Here is a 22,166-nt window from a genome sequence, read left to right as displayed (position 1 = left end):
GCGCGACGGGCCCGGCCCGCCGCCTGCGGTTTGCGACGTTCGCTCCTCACAGAGCCCGCTGTGGTGAGGGGAGGGTGCACCGGCGTGCCGGTGCGTGTTGCGCGACGGTGAGCGCCTGATGGACGCATACCTCCTCGACTGGGCCAACCTGCTGCTGCGCTGGGCGCACGTGATCACCGCGATCGCGTGGATCGGCTCGTCGTTCTACTTCGTCATGCTCGACAACAGCCTGACGAAGCCGCACGACGCCGACCTGAAGGCCAAGGGCGTCGACGGCGAGATGTGGGCCGTGCACGGCGGCGGCTTCTACCACTCGAACAAGTACCTGGTCGCGCCACGCTGGCGGCCGCTGCCCGAGAACCTGCACTGGTCGTACTGGGAGAGCTACAGCACGTGGCTCACCGGCTTCGCGCTGTTCACGGTGCTGTACCTGTTCAACGCCGGCACCTTCCTCGTCGACAAGACGGTGTTCGACTGGTCGCCGGGCGCGGCGATCGCCGCGGCGCTCGGCTTCCTCGTCGCGTTCTGGGTCGTCTACGACGTGATCTGCCGTGCCTTCGGCCAGCGCCACCACGGCGACCTGGTCGTCGGCGTGTTCGTGTTCGCGTTCGTCGTGTTTGCGTCGTGGCTCGCGTGCCAGCTGTTCGCCGGGCGCGCGGCGTTCCTGCTGGTCGGCGCGATGATCGCCACGGCGATGAGCGCCAACGTGTTCTTCTGGATCATCCCGGGCCAGCGCAAGGTCGTCGCCGACCTGCGCGCCGGGCGCGACCCCGACCCGATCCACGGCCGGCGCGGCAAGCAGCGCAGCGTGCACAACACCTATTTCACGCTGCCGGTCATCGTCGCGATGCTGAGCAACCACTACGGCTGGCTGGTCCAGGGGCCGCACAACTGGCTCGTGCTCGTGCTGCTGATGCTCGCCGGCGCGCTGATCCGCCACAGCTTCGTCGCGCGCCACAAGGCGCACGTCGAGGGGCGGCGCGCGCCGTGGGAGCACGCCGTGGTCGGCACCGCGGTGCTCGTCGGGCTGGCGGTGTGGCTCGCGCCGCCGCCGCAAAGCGCCGAGCAGCGCGCTGCCGCCGCGCAGCCTCCCACCTACGCCGAGGTGCGCGCCGTGATCGACCAGCGCTGCGTCGTCTGTCACAACGCGCAGGTGCAGAACAAGAACGTCGCGCTGCACACGCCCGAGCTGCTCAGGCAGCACGCGCAGGCGGTCTACCAGCAGACCGCGGTGCTCAGGCTGATGCCGCTGAACAACGCGACGCAGATCACCGACGCCGAGCGCGCGCTCGTCAAGCGCTGGTTCGACAGCGGCGCGCCGGTCGACTGACCCCTTTCCTGGCACGGCCGCACCGCGGCCACACCCCCTCGCGACCGGGGATTGGCGTCGCACCGACACGAACGACGAGGAGACACCCGCATGACCACGAACGCCGTCCACCCGGTGGACGAAAGACTGCCCCTCGGGCGGCTCGCCGCGCTCGGCCTGCAGCACGTGCTGGTGATGTACGCCGGCGCGATCGCGGTGCCGCTGATCGTCGGCCGCGCGCTCAAGCTCAGCCCCGAGCAGGTCGCGATGCTGATCTCGGCCGACCTGTTCGCGTGCGGCATCGTCACGCTGATCCAGTCGCTCGGCTTCACGAAGTACTTCGGCATCCGGCTGCCAGTGATGATGGGCGTCACCTTCGCCGCCGTCGGGCCGATGGTCGCGATGGCCAACGCGCAAAGCGGCGTCGAGGGCGCGCGCGCGATCTTCGGCGCGATCATCGGCGCCGGTGTGCTGTCGGTGCTGATCGCGCCGCTGATGAGCCGGATGCTGCGCTTCTTCCCGCCGGTGGTCACCGGCACGATCATCGCGATCATCGGCATCAGCCTGATGCGCGTGGGGGTCGGCTGGGCGATGGGCGGGCCGCCGACGCTCGCGCAGAGCGTCGACGTGCCGAAGCTCGTCGAGATGACCAAGCTGATCGAGCCGGCGCTGAACGCCCCGGTGGCGCCGGGCGCCGCGCCGCCCGCGGTCAAGCTGCCGGGGCCGATCCCGATGGTCGACAACCCGAACTACGGCGCGCTCGACAACCTCGCGGTGGCCGGCCTCGTGCTCGTGTTCATCCTGCTGCTCGTCAAGTACACGCGCGGCTTCGTCGCCAACGTCGCGGTGCTGCTGGGCATCGTGCTCGGCTGCGTCGTCGCGGTGGCGCTGGGCAAGATGCACTTCGACAAGGTCGGCAAGGCCGCGTGGTTCGACGTCGTCACGCCGTTCGCGTTCGGCATGCCGACCTTCGACCTCGTGATGATCCTGACGATGACGCTGGTGATGATCGTCGTGATGATCGAGTCGACCGGGATGTTCCTCGCGCTGTCGGAGATCACCGGCAAGAAGATCGGGCAGGCCGAGCTCGCCGCCGGGCTGCGCGTCGACGGTCTGGGCACCGTGATCGGCGGCGTGTTCAACACGTTCCCGTACACCAGCTTCTCGCAGAACGTCGGGCTGGTCGGCGTCACCGGCGTCAAGAGCCGCTGGGTGTGCGTGGCCGGCGGCGTCATCATGATCGTGCTCGGCACGCTGCCGAAGATGGCGGCGCTCGTCGAGTCGATCCCGACCTTCGTGCTCGGCGGCGCCGGCCTCGTGATGTTCGGCATGGTCGCGGCCACCGGCATCCGCATCCTGTCGACGGTCGACTTCAAGGGCAACCGCCACAACCTGTACATCGTCGCGCTGTCGATCGGCTTCGGGCTGATCCCTCTGGTGGCTCCGCGCTGGACGCAGCACATGGCGCACGGGCTGCACCCGCTGCTCGAGTCGGGCATCCTGCTCACCGCGATCAGCGCCGTCGCGCTGAACCTGTTCTTCAACGGCGCGAAGGGCGACACCGTCGGCGCGGTCGAGGCCGCGAAGACGGCCGAGGCGCACTGAGTCACGGCCGAGCGACGACCCCGTGACGACGCCGCCCCGCCCGCCCCGCACCGAAGCGCAGGTGCGCGTCGACCTCGCGGCCGCGTACCGGCTGGCGGCGCTGGCCGGCTGGGACGACACCGTCTACACGCACCTGTCGGCCCGCGTGCCGGGCGAACCGGGCGTGTACCTGATCAACCGCTTCGGCCTCGCGTTCGACGAGGTCTGCGCGTCGAACCTCGTCAAGGTCGACGTCGCCGGCCGCGTCGTCGACGGCTCGGGTGCGGCGGTCAACCCGAGCGGCTTCGCGATCCACGGCGCGGTGCACGCGGCGCGGCCCGACGTCGAGTGCGTGATCCACCTGCACAGCCCGTGGGGCGTGGCACTGTGTGCGCTGCCCGAAGGGCTGCTGCCGACGTCGCAGTGGGCGATGCGGCTGTGGGGGCGTCTCGGTCGCCACGCCTACGAGGGGCTCGCGCTCGGGCCCGACGAGCAGCGGCGGCTCGTGCAGCGGCTCGGGCCACTCGACGGCGTGCTGCTCGAGCACCACGGGCCGCTCGTCGTTGGGCGCACGGTGGCCGAGGCCTACATGCTGATGCACCTGCTCGAGCGCGCCGCGCAGGCGCAGCTGCGCGCGATGGCCGCGGCACCCGGCCGCGTCACCGGCGTCGCGCCCGCGCTGGCCGAGGCGACCTACCGCCAGTGGGTCGGCGACGGCCGCGAGTGGGACGGCGACGTCGAGTGGCCGGCGCTGCTGCGCCGCCTCGACCGCGTCATGCCCGGCTACCGCGACTGAACTTCACCCCCGAGGAGACCGACCATGCCCACGATCCGCGTCGAACTGTTCGAAGGCCGCAGCGTCGAGCAGAAACGGGCGCTGGCGCAGGCGCTGACCGAAGCCTGCGTCAGGACGCTCGGCGGCAGTGCCGACGGCGTCGACATCCTGTTCTACGACATCGCGCGCCACGACTGGGCCACCGGCGGCCAGCTGTGGAGCGACAAGGCACTGCCGAAGCCGGCCGGCGGCTGAGGCGGCGTTCAGAACGGCGCGCTCCAGCGCGCCGCGAGCAGCCAGGTGCGCCCGGGCGCCGGCTCGAAGTAGCGCTGGTTGGCCTCGTTGACGATCACGCTGCCGGCGACACGCCGGCCGGCGAGGTTGTCGAGCCGTGCCAGCAGCTCGAGCCGGCCCGCGCCCAGGTCGCGCTGCCAGCGCGCGCGCAGCGCCGTCAGGACGAAGCCCTCGGCGAAGTCGGTGTTGGCGTCGTTGACGGGCACGTCGCTCTGGCCGCGGGCTTCGAGTGCGAGCTCGACGCCGCGGGCCGGCAGCCACGCCAGCTCGGCATAGCCCCAGGCGTCGGGCGTGCCGGCGATGCGGTTGCCGGCGACGATCGGCGTCGACGGCAGCGTGTCGCGGTACGTCGCGTCGAGCCAGCTCGCGGCGAGCTGCGCGCGCCAGCCGTCGGCGATGCGCCAGCGCAGATCGAACTCGGCACCCTGCCGCAGCGTGCGCCCGACGTTGCGGAACGTCGTGCGCCCGCCGCTGCTGCTGGCCACGCCGATCTCGTCGTCGGTGCGGATGTCGAACACGGCGACGTCGAACGCGAGGCCGCGCGACGCGTCGCGCCACTTCAGCCCCGCCTCCCACTGGCGGCTGGTCTGTGCGTTCAGCCCGGTGTTGAAGCCGGCCAGGCCGTCGGGTCGGTAAAAGAGTTCGTTGAACGTCGGCGACTCGAAGCCGCGGCCGGCGCTGACGTACAGGTTCAGCGCCGGCGTCACGCGCCACTGCAGCGCCGCCGCCGGGTTCGTGTAGCCGAAGGCGCGCGAGCCCGAATCGTCGCCGTTGACGAGGTAGCGGTCGTCGCTGCGGAACTCGACGCGGCCGTGGCGCACGCCCAGTGTGGCGGTCCAGTCGCGTGCGAGGTCGGCCTCGGCCTGCGCGTAGACGTCGCGCGTCGTCACGCGGTTGCGCTCGTCGCGCCGCAACGCACCGGTGACGCCGAGCACGCGGTCGGCGTCGGTCGTGCCGACGAAGTTCTCGTAGCCGTGCCGGTGCTCGATGCTGCCGTCGACGCTGGCACCGGCCACCAGCTGCGCGCTGCGCTCGCCAGCCAGCGCCCAGCGCCACACGAGGCGCGCGTCGACGCCGCCATAGTCGCGGTCGAAGTCGATCACGCCGCCGGGGTGCGTCGGCGATGCCTGCACCGTGAACGGGATCGCCTGCCACTGCGTCACCGAGCGCTGGCCGACGTAGGCCGCGACGCGGCTCTCGCTGAGTGCGCCGGCGTCGTCGAAGCGGTGGCGCCATGCGAGCCCGGCCTGCTCCTGGCGGGTGTTCTTGCGGGTGTCGTACAGCAGCGCCTGCGGCGTCGTCTGGTCGGGGTCGGTTTCGAACTGCGTGCGCGTGAGCCCGAGCGGGTCGAGCGCGGGCTGGTCGAGCGCGTTGACGATCAGCACGACGCGGTCGCGCGCCCCGTCCCAGCCCAGGCGAGCGTTGCCCAGCGTGCGCTGCGCACTGCTGTGCGGGCGAAAGCCGTCGATCTCGAAGTGGCTCGCGCTCGCGCGCAGGCTGAAGCCGCCGTCGAAAGGCGCCTCGACGCCGGCGCGCGCCTGCCACAGCCCGTCGCTGCCGACGTCGCCGCCGAGCAGCCAGCGCCGCTCGGTCGGCGCCGCGCTGACGAGCGAGATCACGCCGCCCGAACTCGACCCGTACAGCGCCGAGAACGGTCCGCGCAGCACCTCGACGCGCTGCGCGCCGGCGAGGTCGAAGTGCGACACCTGTCCCTGGCCGTCGGGGCCGGTGGCGGGAATGCCGTCGGTGTACAGCCGGATGCCGCGCACGCCGAACGAGGCGCGTGCCCCGAAGCCGCGCGAGTGGATCTGCAGGTCCTGCGCGTAGTTGTGGCGGTTGTTCGCGACGACCCCCGGCACGCGCGCCATCGCCTCCGACAGGTTGACCATCGGGCCGGCCGCGCGCAGCTCGTCGGCATCGATCACGCCGGCGGCGTACGGTGTGTCGAACAGGCGCAGCTCGGCGCCGCTGGCGGTCACGATGACACGCGTCGTCGCATCGGCCGTCGACTGCGCCGCGGCCGACGTCGCCGACAGCGCGATGGCCGCGGCGACGGCGACGCCGCGCACGCGGCGAAGATCCGGCGCAGTGGGACAGCGAGGGGGGCGACGGGGCCGCAACGGCACAGACATCTCGTTGGCTCGCAGGTGCGTGGTCACCGATCGATGATAGCGGGGCGGTCGCGTCCGCCAGGCCCGTGGGCGCGGACTGAAGAAGGCCCGCAGCGGGCCCGACGCCGGAGTCAGCGCGGCGCTGCGGCACCGGCGCAGGCCGCACGCACATAGGCCAGCAGGCGCTCGGCGGACCAGTGGTGCGGTGCCGCGCCCGCCGCGTCGACGAACTCGCGCCGCATGGTCTCGGGCACCTCGTCGCCGTGGCGCAGCGCCATCCACTCGTCGGGGAACAGGCGCTCGTCGATCGCGACGTGCTCGCGCACCTGCACGTCGGTGTGGCGCGGGTCGGCGGCGATGACGGCGAAGCGCTGGCGCAGGTGGAACGCATCGCCCTCGAGCACCTGCACGAAGTGGCCGTCGACGAAGACGAGCGCCCCGGTCAGGCCGAGCTGGCTGTTGCGGTTGTGCGCGGTGCGCACGATGTCGTAGGCGTCGCGCGCGCCGACGCCGGGCGCTGCGCGGCTGACGTAGACGAGGCGTTCAAACATCGGCGTCCTCCCGTGCGCGTGCGTCGGCGCCGCGCGCGGCGGCAGCCGCGACGAACGCGGTGATCTCGTCGGCCGGGCGCGGCCGGCTGAACAGGTGGCCCTGCGCCTCGACGCAGCCTTCGTCGCGCGCGATGGCGAGCTGCTCGGCCGTCTCGACGCCCTCGATCGTCGTCGCGATGCCGAGGCTGCGGCCCAGCCCGGCGACGGCGCGCACGATCGAGCGCGCGCCCGGGTTGCGCCCGAGGTCGTGCACGAACGAGCGGTCGATCTTGAGCCGGTCGAACCGGAAGGCGTGCAGCGTCGACAGCGACGAGTAGCCGGTGCCGAAGTCGTCGAGTGCGACGCCGACGCCGTGCGCGCGCAGCTGCGCGAGCTGTGCGACGGCCTGCGCCGGCTCGCGCAGCATCACCGACTCGGTGATCTCGAGTTCGAGCCGCCCGGCCGCCAGCCCGCTGTGCGCCAGCGCGTGCGCGACGTCGCGCAGCAGCGCGCCGTGGCGGAACTGCACGGCCGACACGTTGACCGCGACGCGCACCGACGCCGGCCAGCGCAGCGCGTCGCGGCAGGCCTGCTCGAGCACCCAGCGGCCGATCGGCACGATGAGGCCGGTGTCTTCGGCCAGCGGCACGAACTCGGCGGGCGACACCATGCCGCGCAACGGGTGCCGCCAGCGCAGCAGCGCCTCGACGCCGCACACGGCCGCGTCGGCCACGCGCACCACCGGCTGGTACTCGAGGTGGAACTGCTGCAGAGCGAGCGCCTCCCGCAGATCGGCCTCGAGCGTACGGCGCCGGCGGGCGCGCTCGTCCATGCCCGGTTCGAAGTAGCGCATCGTGCCGCGCCCGTCGGCCTTCGCGCGGTACAGCGCGAGGTCGGCGTTCTTCAGCAGCGTGTCGGGGTCGTCGCCGTCGAACGGCGCCACCGCGATGCCGACGCTGGTGCCGATGTGCGCCTGCACGCCGGCGATCTCGAACGGCGCCGACAGCGCCTCGATCAGGCGCTGCGCGAGCCGGCGCGACGCGGTCGGCTGCGGCGCGCCGCACTGCGCGATCGCGAATTCGTCGCCGCCCAGCCGCGCGACGAGGTCGGTGTCGCGCACGCAGGCGCGCAGCCGCGCGGCGACTTCGCGCAGCAGCGCGTCGCCCACCGGGTGCCCGTGGCTGTCGTTGACGGCCTTGAAGCGGTCGAGGTCGAGGTACAGCAGCGCGAGGTCCTCGCCGCGCGCGTTGCGCGCGAGCAGCCGCTCGAGTTCCTCGCGCAGCACCGCGCGGTTGACGAGACCGGTCAGTGCGTCGTGGCGCGCGAGGTGTGCGATCTGTGCCTCGGTGCGCCGCTGCTCGGTGACGTCCTCGTGCACCGCGATCGCGGTGCCGTCGGCCAGGCGCGTGACGACGATCGAGATCGTGCGCCCGTCGTCCATCACCCATTCACGCCGGCGCGTGCGGTCGCGGTCGGGCGGCGGCAGCTCGGCCAGGCGGCTCCACTCGGCTTCGCGCCCGCGCGTGGCGGCGAGGACCTCGGCGAACGGCGTGCCGGGGCGCATCAGCGCCTCGGGCAGGTCCCAGATCTCGCGGTAGCGCCGGTTGGCCAACACGAGCCGGTCGGCGCTGTCGAACATGCACAGCCCGTGCGGCAGCCGCTCGATCGCCAGCCGCAGCGCGGCGTTCTCGGCCGCCAGTCCGAGCACGCCCGCGCCGTCGCCCGCCGGTGTCGCGGCGGGCGTCGTGGGCGCGGCGGTTTCACGGGTGGACACGGTGGCGGTCATCGTACGACGACCGCCCGGCGAGGGGGCCGCGAACTCGGCTCACCGTGGTCATCGGCACATGGGTGAAGCCGCTTGAGCCGTCTGCGACCGCAGGACAGTGCCACGCAGGCACTGCGCCGCGCAAGATGTCACGCGCGCGCAGGCCCCTGTCCGCCGGCACGCGAGCACCGGCTCAGAACGGGTAGTGCCGCGGCTGCGTCTGCACCGTGATCCAGCGCAGCTCGGTGAACTCGGCGATGCCCGCCTTGCCGCCGAAGCGCCCGATCCCCGAGCCCTTGACGCCGCCGAAAGGCATCTGCGCCTCGTCGTGCACGGTCGGCGCGTTGACGTGGCAGATGCCCGAGTCGATCTTGCGCGCGACGTTGAACGCGCGCGCGATGTCGCGTCCGAACACCGCGGCGGAGAGGCCGTACTCGTTGTCGTTGGCGCACGCGATCGCCTCCTCGACGCCCCTGACGCGCACGATGGCCTTGACGGGGCCGAAGGTCTCCTCGCGGTAGATGCGCATCTCGGGCGTCACGTGGTCGAGCAGTGTCGCCGGCATCAGCGTCGAGTCGGCCTTGCCGCCACACACCAGCTTGGCACCCTTGGCCAGCGCGTCGTCGATCAGCGCGTTGCAGTGCTCGACGGTGGCCATGCCGACCACCGAGCCGAGCACGACGGGCTCGGGCTTGCGCGGGTCGCCCAGCGGCAGGCTCTTGGCCTTGTCGGCGAACTTCCTGACGAACTCGTCGGCGACCTTCTGGTCGACGACGATGCGTTCGGTCGACATGCAGATCTGCCCGCTGTTGGCGAAGCAGCCGAACGCGGCGGCGTTGACCGCGTCGTCGAGGTCGGCGTCGTCGAGGATCACCAGCGGCGCCTTGCCGCCGAGCTCGAGCACGACGGGCTTCAGGTACTTCGCGCAGGTCATCGCGATGATCTTGCCCACGCGCGTCGAGCCGGTGAAGTTGACGCGCCGCACCGCCGGGTGCGCGACCATCGCTTCCACCACCGCACCGGCGTCGGCCGGCGCGTTGGTGATGTAGTTGACGACGCCGGGCGGAAAGCCCGCGTCCTGGAACGCCTCGACGATCAGCGCGTGCGTGCGCGGGCAGTTCTCGCTGCCTTTGAGGATCACGGTGTTGCCGCACGCCAGCGGTGTGGCGATCGCGCGCACGCCGAGGATGATCGGCGCGTTCCACGGCGCGATGCCGAGCACGACGCCGGCGGGCTGGCGCACGCCCATCGCGAGGCTGCCGGGCACGTCGGACGGGATCACCTCGCCGGCGACCTGCGTCGTCAGCGCCGCGGCCTCGCGGATCATCCCGGCGGCGAGCATCACGTTGAAGCCGGCCCACATGCCGGTGGCGCCGGTCTCGGCGGGCACCGCCTCGACGAACTGCGGCGTCTTGGCCTCGAGCGCGTCGGCGGCCTTGAGCAGCAGCGCACGGCGCGCGCTCGGGCCCGTCTCGCTCCAGGTCTTGAACGCCTCGGCGGCGGCTTCGACGGCCATCACGGCGTCGGCGGGCGAGGCGGCCGGCGCGCGCGTCGCGACGGTGCCGTCGAGCGGGTTGCGCCGCTCGAACGTCGCGTTCTTCTCGGCCGTCACCTTCAGGCCGTTGATCAGCATCGACAGGTCGGACATGGGGTTCTCCTTCGGGTCAGGCGGGCGTCGCGGTGCGGCGCCGGTGCGCCGCGTCGGCGGCGGTGGTGGTGTCGGACTCGGCGGCGCCGAGGTAGGCCTCGCGCACGACCGTCGAGCGGGCGAGCAGCTTCGCGGCACCGCTGGCAACGAGCTGGCCACGCTCGAGCACGTAGCCGCGGTCGGCCACCGCGAGCGCCTTCTTGACGTTTTGCTCGACCATCAGCACCGTCGTGCCGGCGTCGGCGATGCGCCGCGCGATCGCGAGCAGCTCGTCGACCATCTTCGGCGCGAGGCCGAGCGACGGCTCGTCGAGCATCAGCAGGCGCGGGTGGCTGACCATCGCGCGTGCGACGGCGACCATCTGCTGCTCGCCGCCGCTCATCGTGCCGGCGAGCTGGTTCGCGCGCTCGCGCAGCTTCGGGAAGTTCGTGAACGCCTCGTCGATGCGGCGCGCGCGCTCGGCCCTGGGCACGAGCCAGCCGCCGAGCTCGAGGTTCTCGGCGACCGTCATCTGTGGGAACAGCTGCCGGCCCTCGGCCACCAGCGCGACACCGGCGCGCACGATCTCGTGCGTCTTCTCGGGCAGGTCGTCGCCGTCGAGCGTGACGATGCCGCGCCGCGGGATCAGGCCCGCCAGCGCCTTGAGCAGCGTCGTCTTGCCGGCGCCGTTGGGGCCGAGGATCACCGTGAGCCCCGGGCGCGCCTCGAGCATGAGGTCGCGCAGCACGAGGAACGGGCCGTAGCCGGCGGCGAGGCCCTGCACCTTCAGGTGTGCGCGGCCGGTGCCGCCGAGCACGAACGGGTCCGGGCGCCACCACATCACGGCGTCACCTCGGCGGTGTCGTCGATCATTTCGTCGCCGAGGTAGGCCTCGACGACCTCGGGGTCGCGCACGACGTCGGCCGGCGGCCCGTCGGCGATCTTGCGCCCCTGGTGCAGCACGATGACGCGCTCGACGTGGCGCAGCAGGATCGTCACCGCGTGCTCGATCCAGATCACGGTCAGGTCGAGCTCGTCGCGCATGCGGCGGACGAGCCGCGCCATCTCCTCGATCTCGCCTTCCGTGAGACCTGCAGCGACCTCGTCGAGCAGCAGCAGCTTCGGCCGCGTGGCCAGCGCCATGCCGATCTCGAGCAGGCGCTGCTGGCTCGGCGTGATCGCCGCGGCCGGCAGGTCGGCGAGGTGGTCGAGCCCGATCAGCTTGAGGATGCTGTCGGGCGTGCGCAGCGCCCACGGCACGCCGTCCTCGTCGCCCCAGAACACGTACTTGCGTGGCCGGCGGCCGGCGAACTTGAGGCCGAACGCGATGTTGTCGCGCACGCGCATCTCGGCGAAGGTGCGCGGCGTCTGGAACGTGCGCGCGACGCCGTGCGCAGCGAAGCGGTGCGGCTTGCGGCCGGTCAGGTTGCGGCCGTGAACCACGAGCCGGCCCGAGGTCGGCTCCTGCACGCCCGAGATCGCGTTGAAGAACGTCGTCTTGCCGGCTCCGTTCGGGCCGATGATGCCCACCAGCTCGCCGGCGCGGAACTGCGCGCTGACGCCGTCGACGGCCGTGAGCCCGCCGAAGCGCACCGTGACTTCGTGCGCGTCGAGCAGCACCGGCACGTGCGCGTCGTGCGGCGTGCCGTCGGGCCGCGTGTGGCTGATGTGCGGGTCAGATGACAACCCTGCGCTCCTTCTCGCGCTGCTCGTCGCGGGCCTTGTCGCCGCTCCACTCGTAGCGCTTCTCCTTCCACCACGCCCGGGTGTCGTTCCACCAGCCGCGCAGCGTCTGCCAGCGCAGCGACGCCAGGCCGCCCGGCAGGTACAGCACCGACAGGATCAGCAGCAGGCCGAGCGTCATCATGTACAGCTGCGGCAGCTGCAGGCGCAGCGTCTCGGCGAGCAGGCTGAACACGATGGCCGCGATCAGCGGGCCCCACAGCGTCGCGGCGCCGCCGATCAGCGCGATCAGCACGGTCTGAAAGCCGATGAAGGGGTTGAAGACGGTCGTCGGGTCGATGTAGGTCCAGCGCACGCTCATCGCCGCGCCGACCGCGCCGGCGAACGCGGCGGTGAGCGCAAAGCCGGCAATCTTGACCCGCCGCGTGTCGACGCCGAGCGTCTGCGCGCGCTGCTCGTCGCTGCCGATGCCGCGCATCGCCAGGCCGAAGCGCGTGCGCCGCACGACGATCGACGTCGCGACCGCGAGCACCGCGAGCGCGAGCACCGTCAGGTAGACCGTGTCGCGCTCGGGCACGACGACGAGCACGCGGCCCACGGTGCCGGTGACCTGCTTCTCCCAGTAGGTGATCGCGTGGCGGATCAGCTCCGTCATGCCGAAGGTCAGCACCGCGAAGTAGGTACCGCGCAGGTGTAGCACGAGTGCGCCCATCACGACGGCCGCCGCCGTCGCGATGCCGGCACCGTAGACGATGGCCAGCGTCCAGCCGTGGCCTTCCATCGTCAGCGCGCTCGTGTAGGCGCCGATGCCGAAGAACGCCGCGGTGGCCAGCGACAGGTACCGCGTCGTGCCGCAGAACAGGCTCCAGCTCGTCGCGAGCGCGATGTACATCAGGCACGACAGCGCCATCGACACCGCGAACTCGCTGCCGTAGTACGGGACCGCGAGCGCCCAGCCGGTGAGGCCGAACAGCACCAGTAGGTCGCGGGTCAGGATCTGGCGGTCGTTCACGCAGGTCCCCCCGGGGCTCAGCGCTTGCGGTGGAACAGCCCGTTGGGGCGCAGCAGCAGCACGGCGATGAACACCGTGTACGACAGCAGCGACTTCAGCGACGGGCTCGTGAAGTGCATGCCCACCGCCTCGACGATACCCAGCAGCAGCCCGCCGGCGAGCGCGCCGCCCATGCTGCCGAAGCCGCCGAGCGTGATCACGATCAGCGCGGTGACGGTGTAGGGCTCGCCCATCGCCGGCGCGATCGTGTAGGTCATCGACAGGAGGCACCCGGCGACGCCCGACAGGCCCAGGCCGATGCCGAACATCAGCGGGTGCAGCGTCTTGGTGTTGATGCCCACGAGCTGCGCGCCGGTGGGCGACTGCATCAGCGCACGCACGCCCTTGCCGAGCAGCGTCGTGCGCAGCAGCACGATCAGCGCCGCCGAGAACACGAGCGACAGCGCGAGCACGAGCAGCTTGTTGGCCGCGAACTGCGCGCCGCCGATGGCGACCGGGTCGGTCAGGTAGTCGTAGCCGCGCAGCTCGCCGCCCCACACCCACGACGCGAAGTTCTGCACGAGGAACATCAGGCCGAAGCTGACCATCAGCGCGCGCGCCTCGAACACGTCGACGTTGGGCGACGTGTCGGTCAGGCGCTTGAACCACAGGCGGTGGATGACGAGGCCGAGCACGAAGGTCAGCGCGAAGCTCAGCGGGATCATCGCCAGCGGCGACCAGCCCAAGGTGGTGGCCGCGACCCAGGTCACGAAGGCGCCGAGCATCAGGAACTCGCCGTGCGCGATGTTCAGGATGCGCATCAGCCCGTACTGCAGGTTCAGCCCGAGCGCGACGAGCGCGTAGATGCTGCCGGTGATGACACCGGAAGCGATCAGTTCGAGCCAGGCGCCGAGGGACATGAATTGGCGTGCGAATGGAGGCCCCGGCCGAACGCGCGAGACGCGTTCGGCCCGTGATCCGGCGAGGCGACCGTCCGCAGGGACGGTCGCCTGTCCGGATCACGCCCAGGCCGGCTTGGCGATCGGCGCGGCGGTGGCGATGGACTTCGGCCAGACGACCTCGAACTCGCCCTTCTGCCACTGGCTCACCGAGCCGGGCGTGCCGACGTTCTCGCTGCCGTTGAACCGGATCTTGCCGAGGATCGTGCTGTGCTCGTTGTTCGCGACGTAGTCGCGGATCGCCTTGCGGTCCAGGCCGTGGCGCGCGACGGCGGCGGTCAGGATCTCGAGCGCCGCCCAGCACGCGCCGCTGGCCCAGCGGTCGGGCTCCTTGCCGTCGAAGCGCTTGGTGTGCGCGTCGAAGTACGCCTTCGCGCCGGGGCTCGTCTTCTGGTTCCACGAGCCCATGCCCATCACGCCTTCGGCGCTGGCGCCCATCACGTTGCGGTACAGCTGGAACGCGGTGCCGACCGAGGCGTAGAACACCTTCGGGTTGAAGCCGATCTCCTTGGCCTGGCGGCTCGCGAGGATCGTGTCGGGCGGGTACGTGAAGCCGATGAAGGCGTCGGGGTTCTTGTCCTTGATCGAGCGCAGCACCGGCGACAGGTCCTTGACGCCGCCGGGGTAGCTCTTGTCCTCGACCATGCTGATGCCCGAGCCCTGCAGCGCGACCTTGAGCGCGGCGTAGTTCTCGAGCCCGAAGAGGTCGTCGACGTAGATCACGGCAACGCTCCTGACGCCCTGGCTCTTCAGCAGCTCGACGAGCGCGTGGGTCATCGGCGCCGGCTGCTGCAGCATCAGGAAGAAGTACGGCAGCTTCATCTCGACGAGGCGCCGCGACAGCGCGGTCGGCGCGAGGAACGGGTAGCCGAAGCGGTTGGCCAGCGGCGCGACGGCGAAGTTGGCGTTGCTGCCCCACGGCGGCAGGATCAGGTCGACCTTGTCGCTGCCCATCAGCTTCTCGTAGGTGCGCACGCAGGTCTCGATCTCGCTGCGGTCGTCGCTGCTGACGAGTTCGATGCGGCGCCGCGTGCCACCGACGTTGAGGCCGCCGGCGGCGTTCTGCTGCTCGGCCCACAGGATGTAGTTGGGCTCCTGGCTGACCTGCGCGCCGGCGGTCCACGGGCCGGTGCGCGCGATCGCGTAGCCGACGCGCACGGGTTGCGCCTGCGCCAGCGACAGCATCGGCGCCGACAGCGCGGCGGCGCCGACGGCCAGCGCCTGCGTGGCGCGGCGGCGGGTCAGGCCGGGGGAACGGGTGTCTTGGCTCATCGCGTGTCTCCTGGTCGTCTCGGGTGAGGGCAGCCAGCGGGCCGCACGCGCACTCTAGGCGGCGGCCCGCGGCCGTGCTTGCCTGCGCGTGCAATCGGACTTGACGATTTGTGCACGGTGGCCTCGGACTTTCCCTAGGTCGGGCGACGGCTCCTGCTGCGGCCGCGGCGGGTGGGGCCCGGGATAATTTGCGCTCCGCCACGACCCGTGGGTGCCGCGATGACCACCGCTGCCGCGCTGATGACGACCGACGAGGTGTCGCCGCGCGAGCGCGTCGCGTTCTGGGCCGACTGGATCCACCGCCTGTTCGGCGGCCTCGAGTCGGACCTGTACGGCGACACCACCTTCGACGGGCGCATGGTCAGCGCGCACGCCGGCGACGTCGTGCTGACAAGGCTCGAGGCCAACCGCCACCGCGTGATGCGTTCGCGCTCGCTGGTGCGGCGCAGCGACACCGGCTACGTCAAGATCGTCGCGCCGTTGCAGGGGCGCGCCGGCGTCGAGCAGCACGGTCGCCGCGCGTGGGTCGGCCCCGGGCAGTGGAGCCTGTACGACACCACCGACACCTACGCGGTGGACAACCCGGTGCGCGTCGAACACCTGATCGTGATGGTGCCCAAGGCGAGCCTGGTCGAGCGCGGCCTGCCGCTGCCGCAGCTGTGTGCGCGCCCGCTTGGCGACGGCGGCGTCGCGCGGCTCGCGCTCGAGACGATGCGCCACGCGTACCGCGAGCTGCCGACGATGGGCCCCGACGCGGCACGCGGTGTCGGCGAGCTGATCACGCACTGCGTGCACCTGTCGCTGCTCGACCTCGCCGGCCGCGGCACCGCGGCGACGCAGCGCGAGGCGCTGCGCGAGCGCATCAAGCGCCACGTCGCGCAGCGCCTCGGCGACCCGCGGCTGAGCGTCGACGCGATCGCGCGCGCGCTCAACGTGTCGCGCCGGCAGCTGTACAACGCCTTCGCCGACGAGCCCGACGGCGTGGCCGGCTACGTGCTCGCGCAGCGGCTCGACGCGTGCCGCGCCGACCTCGCCGACCCGCGCCAGGCGCATCGCGCGATCACCGACATCGCGCTCGACCGCGGCTTCACGAGCCTGGCGCACTTCAGCCGCGTGTTCCGAGCCGCCACCGGGATGTCGCCGAGCGACTACCGCCGGCTGCACGGCGGCGGCTGACGCGGCAGCGCGTCACGCCGCGCGCGCCGCCTCCAGCGCGGGCGCGACGACCGCCTCGAGCTCGCGGCGCAGCCACTGGTGCATCGGGTCGGTCTGGTAGCGCAGGTGCCACACCATGTACATCGGCATCGGCGGGCACGCCACCGGCACCGGCGCATGCGCGAGCCCGCGCAGCAGGTCCACGCGCAGCAGACCGGGCAGCGTCGCCAGCCGTCGGCTGCCGCGCACGAACGGACGCACGCCGGCGAAGTCGGGCACCTGCACGACGAAGCGCCGCTGCACGCCGGCGGCGCCGAGCACGCGGTCGATGTCCAGCGCGCGGCCTGCGTCGCGCAGCACCGTCACGTGCTCGGCCTGCTCGTAGGCCTCGCGCGTGGACGGCGCGTCGCGCTGGCTCGCGTCGTAGAAGACGCGGTAACCGTCCTCGAACAGGCGCTTGTGCACGATGTCGCCCGCTTCGGGCGGGCGCGGCGAGATCACGAGGTGGCAGCCGTCGTCGCGCAGCATCTCGGCACTGGGCACCTCCGACGGCACGACGTGCAGCCTGAGCCCCGGTGCCGCGTCGTGCAGCCGCGCGAACAGCCGCGGCAGCAGCAGGTCGCGCTGCAGGTCGTTGGCGGCGATGCGCACGGTGGCCACCAGCCGCGCCGGCTCGAACGTCCCGGCGGCGGCGAATCCGCGCAGCGCCTCGAGCAGCTCGCGCGCGCGCACCGCGAGCGCTTCGGCGTGCGCGGTGGGCACGACGCCGCGCCCCGACTTGACGACCACCGCGTCACCGACGATCGCGCGCAGCCGCTCGAGCCCGTGGCTGACGGCCGACTGCGTCACGCCCAGCCGCCCGGCCGCGCGCGTGATCGAGCGCTCCTCGACGACGGCGACCAGCAGCTGCAGCAGCCGCGGGTCGAGGTCCAAATGATCGAAACGGCTCATGTCAGACATGAAGGCGGGCGTGTTTACGGCCGCGGCCGGCGTGCCGACACTGCGGCCGAGCGGCCCGCGCGGTGGCGGCAGGCCGAGTGTGATCGAAGACGACGCAAAGGAGACCGCCGATGCGCACAACGAGCGACGACGACGCGATCCCCGGCACCGTGCTGTTCGACGGTGCGATGGCGCGCAAGGGCTATGCGCTGAACAAGATGTGCTACTCGTTCAACGACGCCGCGAACCGTGCCGCGTTCGTCGCCGACGAGGACGCCTACTGCGCGAAGTACGGGCTGAACGCCGAACAGCGCGAGGCCGTGCGCAGCCGCAACGTGCTCGCACTGCTGGCCGCCGGCGGCAACGCGTACTACCTGGCCAAGTTCGCCGGCATCTTCGGGCTGGACATGCAAGACATCGGCGCGCAGCAGACCGGCATGACCAAAGAAGCCTTCAAGGCCAAGCTGGTGGCCGCCGGCCGCGACTGAACTCCGAAGGAGACGACGATGGCCCGCATCCTCGGCAGCATCATGACCTCGCACGTGCCCTCGATCGGCGGCGCGATCGCCCGGCAACTGCAGCAGGACCCGTACTGGAAGCCGTTCTTCGACGGCTTCGGCCCGGTGCGCCAGTGGCTCGGCGAAGTCCGGCCCGACGTCGTCGTGCTGTTCTACAACGACCACGGCCTGAACTTCTTCCTCGACAAGATGCCGACCTTCGCGGTCGGCGCCGCGCCCGAGTACCGCAACGCCGACGAGGGCTGGGGCATCCCGCAGGTGCCGCCGTTTGGCGGCGACGAGGACTTGTCGTGGCACCTCGTCGAGTCGCTCGTGGCCGCCGAGTTCGACCCGGTGGTGTGCCAGGAGATGCTCGTCGACCACGCGTTCACGCTGCCGATGGCGCTGCTGTGGCCCGACCAGCGGTGGCCGGTGACGGTGGTGCCGGTGTGCATCAACACGGTGCTGTTCCCTCTGCCGTCGGCGGCGCGCTGCTTCAAGCTCGGGCAGACCGTCGGCCGCGCGATCGAGGCCTGGCCGCGCGACGCGAACGTGCTCGTGCTCGGCACCGGCGGGCTGTCGCACCAGCTCGAGGGCGAGCGCGCCGGCCACATCAACAAGGCGTTCGACCTGAAGTTCATGGACAGCCTGACCGCCGACCCGACGTGGGCGACGCAGTACTCGAACAAGGAACTGGTGCGCGAGGTCGGCACGCAGGGCATCGAACTGCTGAACTGGCTGGCCGCGCGCGGCGCGCTGACCGGGCGCGTGAGCGAACTGCACCGCAACTACCACATCCCGATCTCGAACACCGCGGCCGGGCTGCTGCTGCTCGAAAACCGCCGCTGAACGCGGCCGGCGTGCGTGCCGGCGCCGGGCCGTACGACGACGGCGCCCCGCCGGCCGCAGCGCACCGTGCGACGCGATGGCTGTGCGGGCAGGGCGGTGCTCAGCCGGCGCAGGGGGACGTCTGGCCGTCGGCCAGCGCGGCCAGCGCCGCCGGGTCGAGCACGTGCACCGTGTAGCCGCTGACTTCGAGCACACCCTGCTGCATGAAGCTGCGCATCAGGCGCGACAGCGTCTCTGGCGTGATCGCCAGCTGCGACGCGATGTCGCGTTTGCGCTCGTGCAGTTGCACCACCGCCTGGCCGGGCACGCCCGGACGCGGTACGCAGCGCTGGTGCAGCCACGCTGCCAGGCGCGCCGGCGCGTCCTTGTGCATCAGCTCGTGGGTGTTCAGCGCCAGCGCGCGCACCTGCGCGGCCAGCGCGTCGATCAGCGTGCGTGCCAGCGTCGGGCGGCGCTCGACGAGCGGGGACAGCACGTCGAGCGGCCACTCGGCCACCGCCACCGGGCTCAGTGCGCGCGCGTCGAGCGGGAAGGTGGTGTCGAGCCAGGCCGACGCCAGATCAAGCCAGGCCGGTGCGTGCACGAGCCGCTCGGGGCGGAACTGCGTGTCGGCCAGCGCGACGCCCAGCGCGACATCGCCTTGCAGCAGCACGACGACGGTGTGCGCGACGTCGCTGCGCTGGAACACGGGTTGCCCCTGCGCGACCAGCCGCGTGCGCGCGTCGCGCTCGAGCGCCTGCGCGTCGGCGGCGCTGACGCCGAGCGCGGCCAGTGCCGGGGCGAGCCGCCGCGCCGGCGACGCCCGTTCGCCGCCGCCCGGATACGGCAGCGCCGGCCCAGCGGCCAGCGGGGCCCGCGGCGGCGTCGCCGCACGCGGCACACCGCGCGCAGACGCCGCCGGGGAGAGGGTGCCGGTGTCGGTGCTCATAGCGTGGTCTGTCCTTGTGGCGGCCGCGGCGGGCCGATGGCCATGTCAGTGCCCGCATCGTCGCGCGGCCCCGCCCGCGCTGGATTGCGCCAGATCAACGCCATGCGCCGACACCCCCGCAGCGGCCGCCGCGATGGCGCGGCGCCCGGCTGTCCGCCGGTGGCGGGGCGTCGGGGGTGCCCGGCGATCGCGGTATAACGCGGGCCTTCTTTCGCACCCGCGCGCCGCGCCCGTCGTCCATGCACACCACCTTGCACCCCCTGCTGGCCCAAGGCGCCGACGGCGCGACCGCCATCTCGGCGCCCGGGCGCGCACCGCTGAACTTCGCCGGGCTGCGCGCGCTCGTCGCCGAGACGACGGCGCGCCTGAACGCGCTCGGCCTCGGCCGCAACGACCGCGTCGCGATCGTGCTGCCCAACGGCCCCGAGATGGCGACCTGCTTCGTCGCCTGCGCCAGCGCGGTGGCCAGCGCGCCGCTGAACCCGGCGTACCGCGCCGACGAGTTCGACTTCTACCTGTCGGACCTCGGGGCCAAGGCGCTGATCGTCGAGCGCGGCAGCCCATCGCCGGCGATCGAGGTCGCCGCGCGGCACGGCGTGCGCGTGATCGACCTGGTGGTCGCCGATGGGGCGCCGGCCGGGCGTTTCACGCTCGAGCCGCGCGAGCCATACGCCGGCGCCGCCGCCGCGCTGCCGGGCGCGGCCCAGGCCGATGACCTGTCGATGCTGCTGCACACGTCGGGCACGACGTCGCGCCCGAAGATCGTGCCGCTGTCGCAGAAGAACCTCGCCGCGTCGGCGCAGCACATCGCGCGCACGCTGCAGTTCACGCCGGCCGATTGCGGGCTGAACATCATGCCGCTGTTCCACATCCACGGCCTGATCGCCGGCGTGCTCGCGCCGCTGTCGGCCGGCTCGCAGGTGTTCTGCACGCCGGGCTTCAACGCGCTGAAGTTCTTCGCGTGGATGGACGAGGCCAGGCCCACCTGGTACACCGCGGTGCCGACGATGCACCAGACGATCCTCGCGCGCGCCGACAAGAACCGCGACGTGATCGCCCGCCACCCGCTGCGCTTCATCCGCAGCAGCTCCAGCTCGATCCCGCCGCAGGTCATCGCCGAGATCGAGCAGACCTTCGGCTGCCCGCTGATCGAGGCTTACGGCATGACCGAGGCGACGCACCAGATGGCGAGCAACCCGCTGCCGCCGGGCGTGCGCAAGCCCGGCACGGTGGGGGTGGCCGCCGGCCCCGAGATTGCGATCATGGGCGACGACGGCACGCTGCTGCCGCGCGGCGCCACCGGCGAGATCGTGATCCGCGGCCCGAACGTGACCGCCGGCTACGAGAACAACCCCAAGGCCAACGCCGAGGCGTTCCGCGACGGGTGGTTCCGCACCGGCGACCAGGGCGTGATGGACGCCGACGGGTACCTGAGCATCACCGGGCGGCTCAAGGAAATCATCAACCGCGGCGGCGAGAAGGTCAGCCCGCGCGAGGTCGACGAGATCCTGATGGACCACCCGGCGGTCGCGCAGGTCGTCACGTTCGGCATGCCGCACGCCAAGCTCGGCGAGGAAGTCGCCGCCGTCGTCGTGCTGCGCGAGGGCCAGGCCGCCACCGAGCGCGAGCTGCAGCAGTTCGTCGCCGCGCGCGCGGCCGACTTCAAGGTGCCGAAGAAGATCCTGTTCATGGACGAGATCCCCAAGGGCGCCACCGGCAAGCTGCAGCGCATCGGGCTGGCCGCCAAGCTCGGCCTCACCGGGTAAGCCCCGAAAGGGTTAGCCCGTAAAACTAAGGCGCCCCTTAGCGGCGGCGCCCACAAAGTCTAAGTTGTTGCCCAGCGGGGGGCGTCTCTACAGTCGGAATCCCGATTCCGACCTTCGTGGAGAGCCCATGATCCGCTCGCTCGTCGCTGCCACCGCCTTCTTCGCCGCCGGCTGCGCGCTGGCGTGGGAACCGTCGAAGCCCGTCGAGTTCGTCGTGCCCGCCGGCACCGGCGGCGGCGCGGACCAGATGGCGCGCTTCATCCAGGGCGTCGTGGCCAAGCACAACCTGATGAAGCAGCCGATCGTCGTCGTCAACAAGGGCGGCGGCGCCGGCGCCGAGGGCTTCCTCGACGTCAAGGGCGACAAGGGCAACCCGCACAAGATCATCATCACGCTGTCGAACCTGTTCACGACACCGCTGGGCACCGCGGTGCCGTTCAACTGGCGCGACCTGACGCCGGTGGCGATGCTCGCGCTCGACAACTTCGTGCTGTGGGTCAACGCCGAGTCGCCGTACCAGACGCCCAAGCAGTTCTTCGACGCGCTGAAGGCCGGCCCGGACCGCAGCCTCAAGATGGCCGGCACCGGCAGCAAGCAGGAAGACCAGATCATCACCGTCGCGCTCGAGAAGGCCGCCGGCAAGAAGATGAGCTACATCCCGTACCCGGGCGGCGGGCAGGTGGCCACGCAGCTGGTGGGCAGGCACGTCGACGCGACCGTCAACAACCCGATCGAGGCCGAGAGCCACTGGCGCGCCGGCAAGCTGCGCGCGCTGTGCGTGTTCGACAGCAAGCCGCTGCCGTACAAGGAGAAGGTCACCGCCACGCAGGCCTGGGGTGACCTGCCGACGTGCTCGTCGGCCGGCATCCCGGTCGAGTACACGATGCTGCGCGGCATCTTCATGACGCCGGGCGCGACGCCCGAGCAGGTCAAGTTCTACGTCGACCTGTTCGACAAGGTCCGCGCGCTGCCGGAGTGGAAGGAGTTCATGGCCAAGGGCGCGTTCAACCAGACCTCGATGAGCGGCCAGCCGTACTTCGACTGGCTCGCGCGCACCGAGCAGCAGCACCGCGTGCTGATGAAGGAAGCTGGCTTCCTGGCCAATTGACGCTCGCCCGCACGATTCCCCCGG

The 22,166-nt window shown here is 71.9% G+C and carries 20 protein-coding genes; 9 read left to right on the top strand and 11 right to left on the bottom strand.

Going from position 1 to position 22,166, the window contains the following annotated elements:
* Positions 1–118 precede the first annotated feature (118 nt).
* From DRV96_RS05280 to DRV96_RS05265, 4 genes are all read left to right on the top strand, one after another.
* Positions 119–1,330, top strand: coding sequence for a urate hydroxylase PuuD (locus DRV96_RS05280; RefSeq protein ID WP_119288550.1), 1,212 nt, complete (start codon positions 119–121; stop codon positions 1,328–1,330).
* A gap of 90 nt (positions 1,331–1,420) precedes the next feature.
* The gene (locus DRV96_RS05275; protein ID WP_119288548.1) at positions 1,421–2,914 is read left to right on the top strand and encodes a nucleobase:cation symporter-2 family protein; all 1,494 of its coding nucleotides are present in this window, start codon (positions 1,421–1,423) and stop codon (positions 2,912–2,914) included.
* A 22-nt stretch (positions 2,915–2,936) separates the two neighbouring features.
* A complete protein-coding gene (locus DRV96_RS05270) occupies positions 2,937–3,689 on the top strand; it encodes a class II aldolase/adducin family protein (protein ID WP_119288545.1) in 753 nt (250 codons plus the stop codon).
* A 24-nt stretch (positions 3,690–3,713) separates the two neighbouring features.
* Positions 3,714–3,923 (top strand): 4-oxalocrotonate tautomerase, encoded by a 210-nt coding sequence (locus DRV96_RS05265; RefSeq protein WP_119288543.1) that lies wholly within the window; start codon positions 3,714–3,716, stop codon positions 3,921–3,923.
* A gap of 8 nt (positions 3,924–3,931) precedes the next feature.
* Here the strand turns inward: DRV96_RS05265 and DRV96_RS05260 are convergent, their stop codons facing one another.
* The 9 genes from DRV96_RS05260 to DRV96_RS05220 all read right to left on the bottom strand — a co-directional run bounded on the left by DRV96_RS05260 (position 3,932) and on the right by DRV96_RS05220 (position 14,900).
* Positions 3,932–6,031 (bottom strand): TonB-dependent receptor family protein, encoded by a 2,100-nt coding sequence (locus DRV96_RS05260; protein ID WP_235823294.1) that lies wholly within the window; start codon positions 6,029–6,031, stop codon positions 3,932–3,934.
* A 173-nt stretch (positions 6,032–6,204) separates the two neighbouring features.
* Positions 6,205–6,624 carry a BLUF domain-containing protein gene (locus DRV96_RS05255; RefSeq protein WP_119288539.1) on the bottom strand — a complete coding sequence of 140 codons (420 nt, stop codon included), beginning with the start codon at positions 6,622–6,624 and terminating at the stop codon, positions 6,205–6,207.
* Positions 6,617–8,377, bottom strand: a complete 1,761-nt coding sequence (locus DRV96_RS05250) for a putative bifunctional diguanylate cyclase/phosphodiesterase (RefSeq protein ID WP_162910954.1) — start codon at positions 8,375–8,377, stop codon at positions 6,617–6,619. Before DRV96_RS05250 ends, DRV96_RS05255 begins: the two co-directional genes overlap by 8 nt.
* Positions 8,378–8,561: 184 nt before the next feature.
* Positions 8,562–10,016, bottom strand: a complete 1,455-nt coding sequence (locus DRV96_RS05245; protein WP_119288534.1) for an aldehyde dehydrogenase — start codon at positions 10,014–10,016, stop codon at positions 8,562–8,564.
* Between the two features lie 16 nt (positions 10,017–10,032).
* Positions 10,033–10,836 carry an ABC transporter ATP-binding protein gene (locus DRV96_RS05240; protein WP_119288532.1) on the bottom strand — a complete coding sequence of 268 codons (804 nt, stop codon included), beginning with the start codon at positions 10,834–10,836 and terminating at the stop codon, positions 10,033–10,035.
* Positions 10,836–11,612: an ABC transporter ATP-binding protein gene (locus DRV96_RS05235; protein ID WP_119288699.1), complete on the bottom strand. Its 777-nt coding sequence runs from the start codon at positions 11,610–11,612 to the stop codon at positions 10,836–10,838. The genes DRV96_RS05240 and DRV96_RS05235 overlap by 1 nt, the downstream gene beginning before the upstream one ends.
* A gap of 58 nt (positions 11,613–11,670) precedes the next feature.
* Complete coding sequence (locus tag DRV96_RS05230) at positions 11,671–12,690, bottom strand: branched-chain amino acid ABC transporter permease (protein ID WP_119288530.1); 1,020 nt, start codon at positions 12,688–12,690, stop codon at positions 11,671–11,673.
* A 17-nt stretch (positions 12,691–12,707) separates the two neighbouring features.
* Positions 12,708–13,589 carry a branched-chain amino acid ABC transporter permease gene (locus tag DRV96_RS05225; RefSeq protein ID WP_119288528.1) on the bottom strand — a complete coding sequence of 294 codons (882 nt, stop codon included), beginning with the start codon at positions 13,587–13,589 and terminating at the stop codon, positions 12,708–12,710.
* Between the two features lie 99 nt (positions 13,590–13,688).
* Positions 13,689–14,900, bottom strand: coding sequence for an amino acid ABC transporter substrate-binding protein (locus DRV96_RS05220; protein WP_119288526.1), 1,212 nt, complete (start codon positions 14,898–14,900; stop codon positions 13,689–13,691).
* A gap of 219 nt (positions 14,901–15,119) precedes the next feature.
* Here DRV96_RS05220 and DRV96_RS05215 point away from each other — a divergent pair, with 219 nt between their 5' ends.
* Positions 15,120–16,076 (top strand): AraC-like ligand-binding domain-containing protein, encoded by a 957-nt coding sequence (locus DRV96_RS05215; RefSeq protein WP_235823293.1) that lies wholly within the window; start codon positions 15,120–15,122, stop codon positions 16,074–16,076.
* A 12-nt stretch (positions 16,077–16,088) separates the two neighbouring features.
* Here the strand turns inward: DRV96_RS05215 and DRV96_RS05210 are convergent, their stop codons facing one another.
* Positions 16,089–17,006 (bottom strand): LysR family transcriptional regulator, encoded by a 918-nt coding sequence (locus DRV96_RS05210; RefSeq protein ID WP_119288524.1) that lies wholly within the window; start codon positions 17,004–17,006, stop codon positions 16,089–16,091.
* A 119-nt stretch (positions 17,007–17,125) separates the two neighbouring features.
* Here DRV96_RS05210 and DRV96_RS05205 point away from each other — a divergent pair, with 119 nt between their 5' ends.
* Positions 17,126–17,482 (top strand): protocatechuate 4,5-dioxygenase subunit alpha, encoded by a 357-nt coding sequence (locus DRV96_RS05205; RefSeq protein ID WP_119288522.1) that lies wholly within the window; start codon positions 17,126–17,128, stop codon positions 17,480–17,482.
* 18 nt (positions 17,483–17,500) lie between these two features.
* Positions 17,501–18,340: a class III extradiol dioxygenase family protein gene (locus DRV96_RS05200; RefSeq protein WP_119288520.1), complete on the top strand. Its 840-nt coding sequence runs from the start codon at positions 17,501–17,503 to the stop codon at positions 18,338–18,340.
* A gap of 100 nt (positions 18,341–18,440) precedes the next feature.
* Here the strand turns inward: DRV96_RS05200 and DRV96_RS05195 are convergent, their stop codons facing one another.
* The gene (locus DRV96_RS05195; RefSeq protein WP_119288518.1) at positions 18,441–19,268 is read right to left on the bottom strand and encodes a Crp/Fnr family transcriptional regulator; all 828 of its coding nucleotides are present in this window, start codon (positions 19,266–19,268) and stop codon (positions 18,441–18,443) included.
* Between the two features lie 239 nt (positions 19,269–19,507).
* On the opposite strand from DRV96_RS05195, the gene DRV96_RS05190 reads away from it, so the two are divergent.
* Together DRV96_RS05190 and DRV96_RS05185 are read left to right on the top strand one after the other, a co-directional pair.
* Entirely contained in the window at positions 19,508–21,034 is a 1,527-nt protein-coding gene (locus tag DRV96_RS05190) for an acyl--CoA ligase (protein WP_119288516.1), read from the top strand.
* Between the two features lie 127 nt (positions 21,035–21,161).
* The gene (locus DRV96_RS05185) at positions 21,162–22,142 is read left to right on the top strand and encodes a Bug family tripartite tricarboxylate transporter substrate binding protein (protein WP_119288513.1); all 981 of its coding nucleotides are present in this window, start codon (positions 21,162–21,164) and stop codon (positions 22,140–22,142) included.
* Positions 22,143–22,166 lie beyond the last annotated feature (24 nt).

It is taken from the genome of Azohydromonas sediminis (genome assembly GCF_003574675.1).
Classification (GTDB): domain Bacteria; phylum Pseudomonadota; class Gammaproteobacteria; order Burkholderiales; family Burkholderiaceae_C; genus Calidifontimicrobium; species Calidifontimicrobium sediminis.
This window is presented reverse-complemented; position numbering and strand designations above follow the sequence as displayed.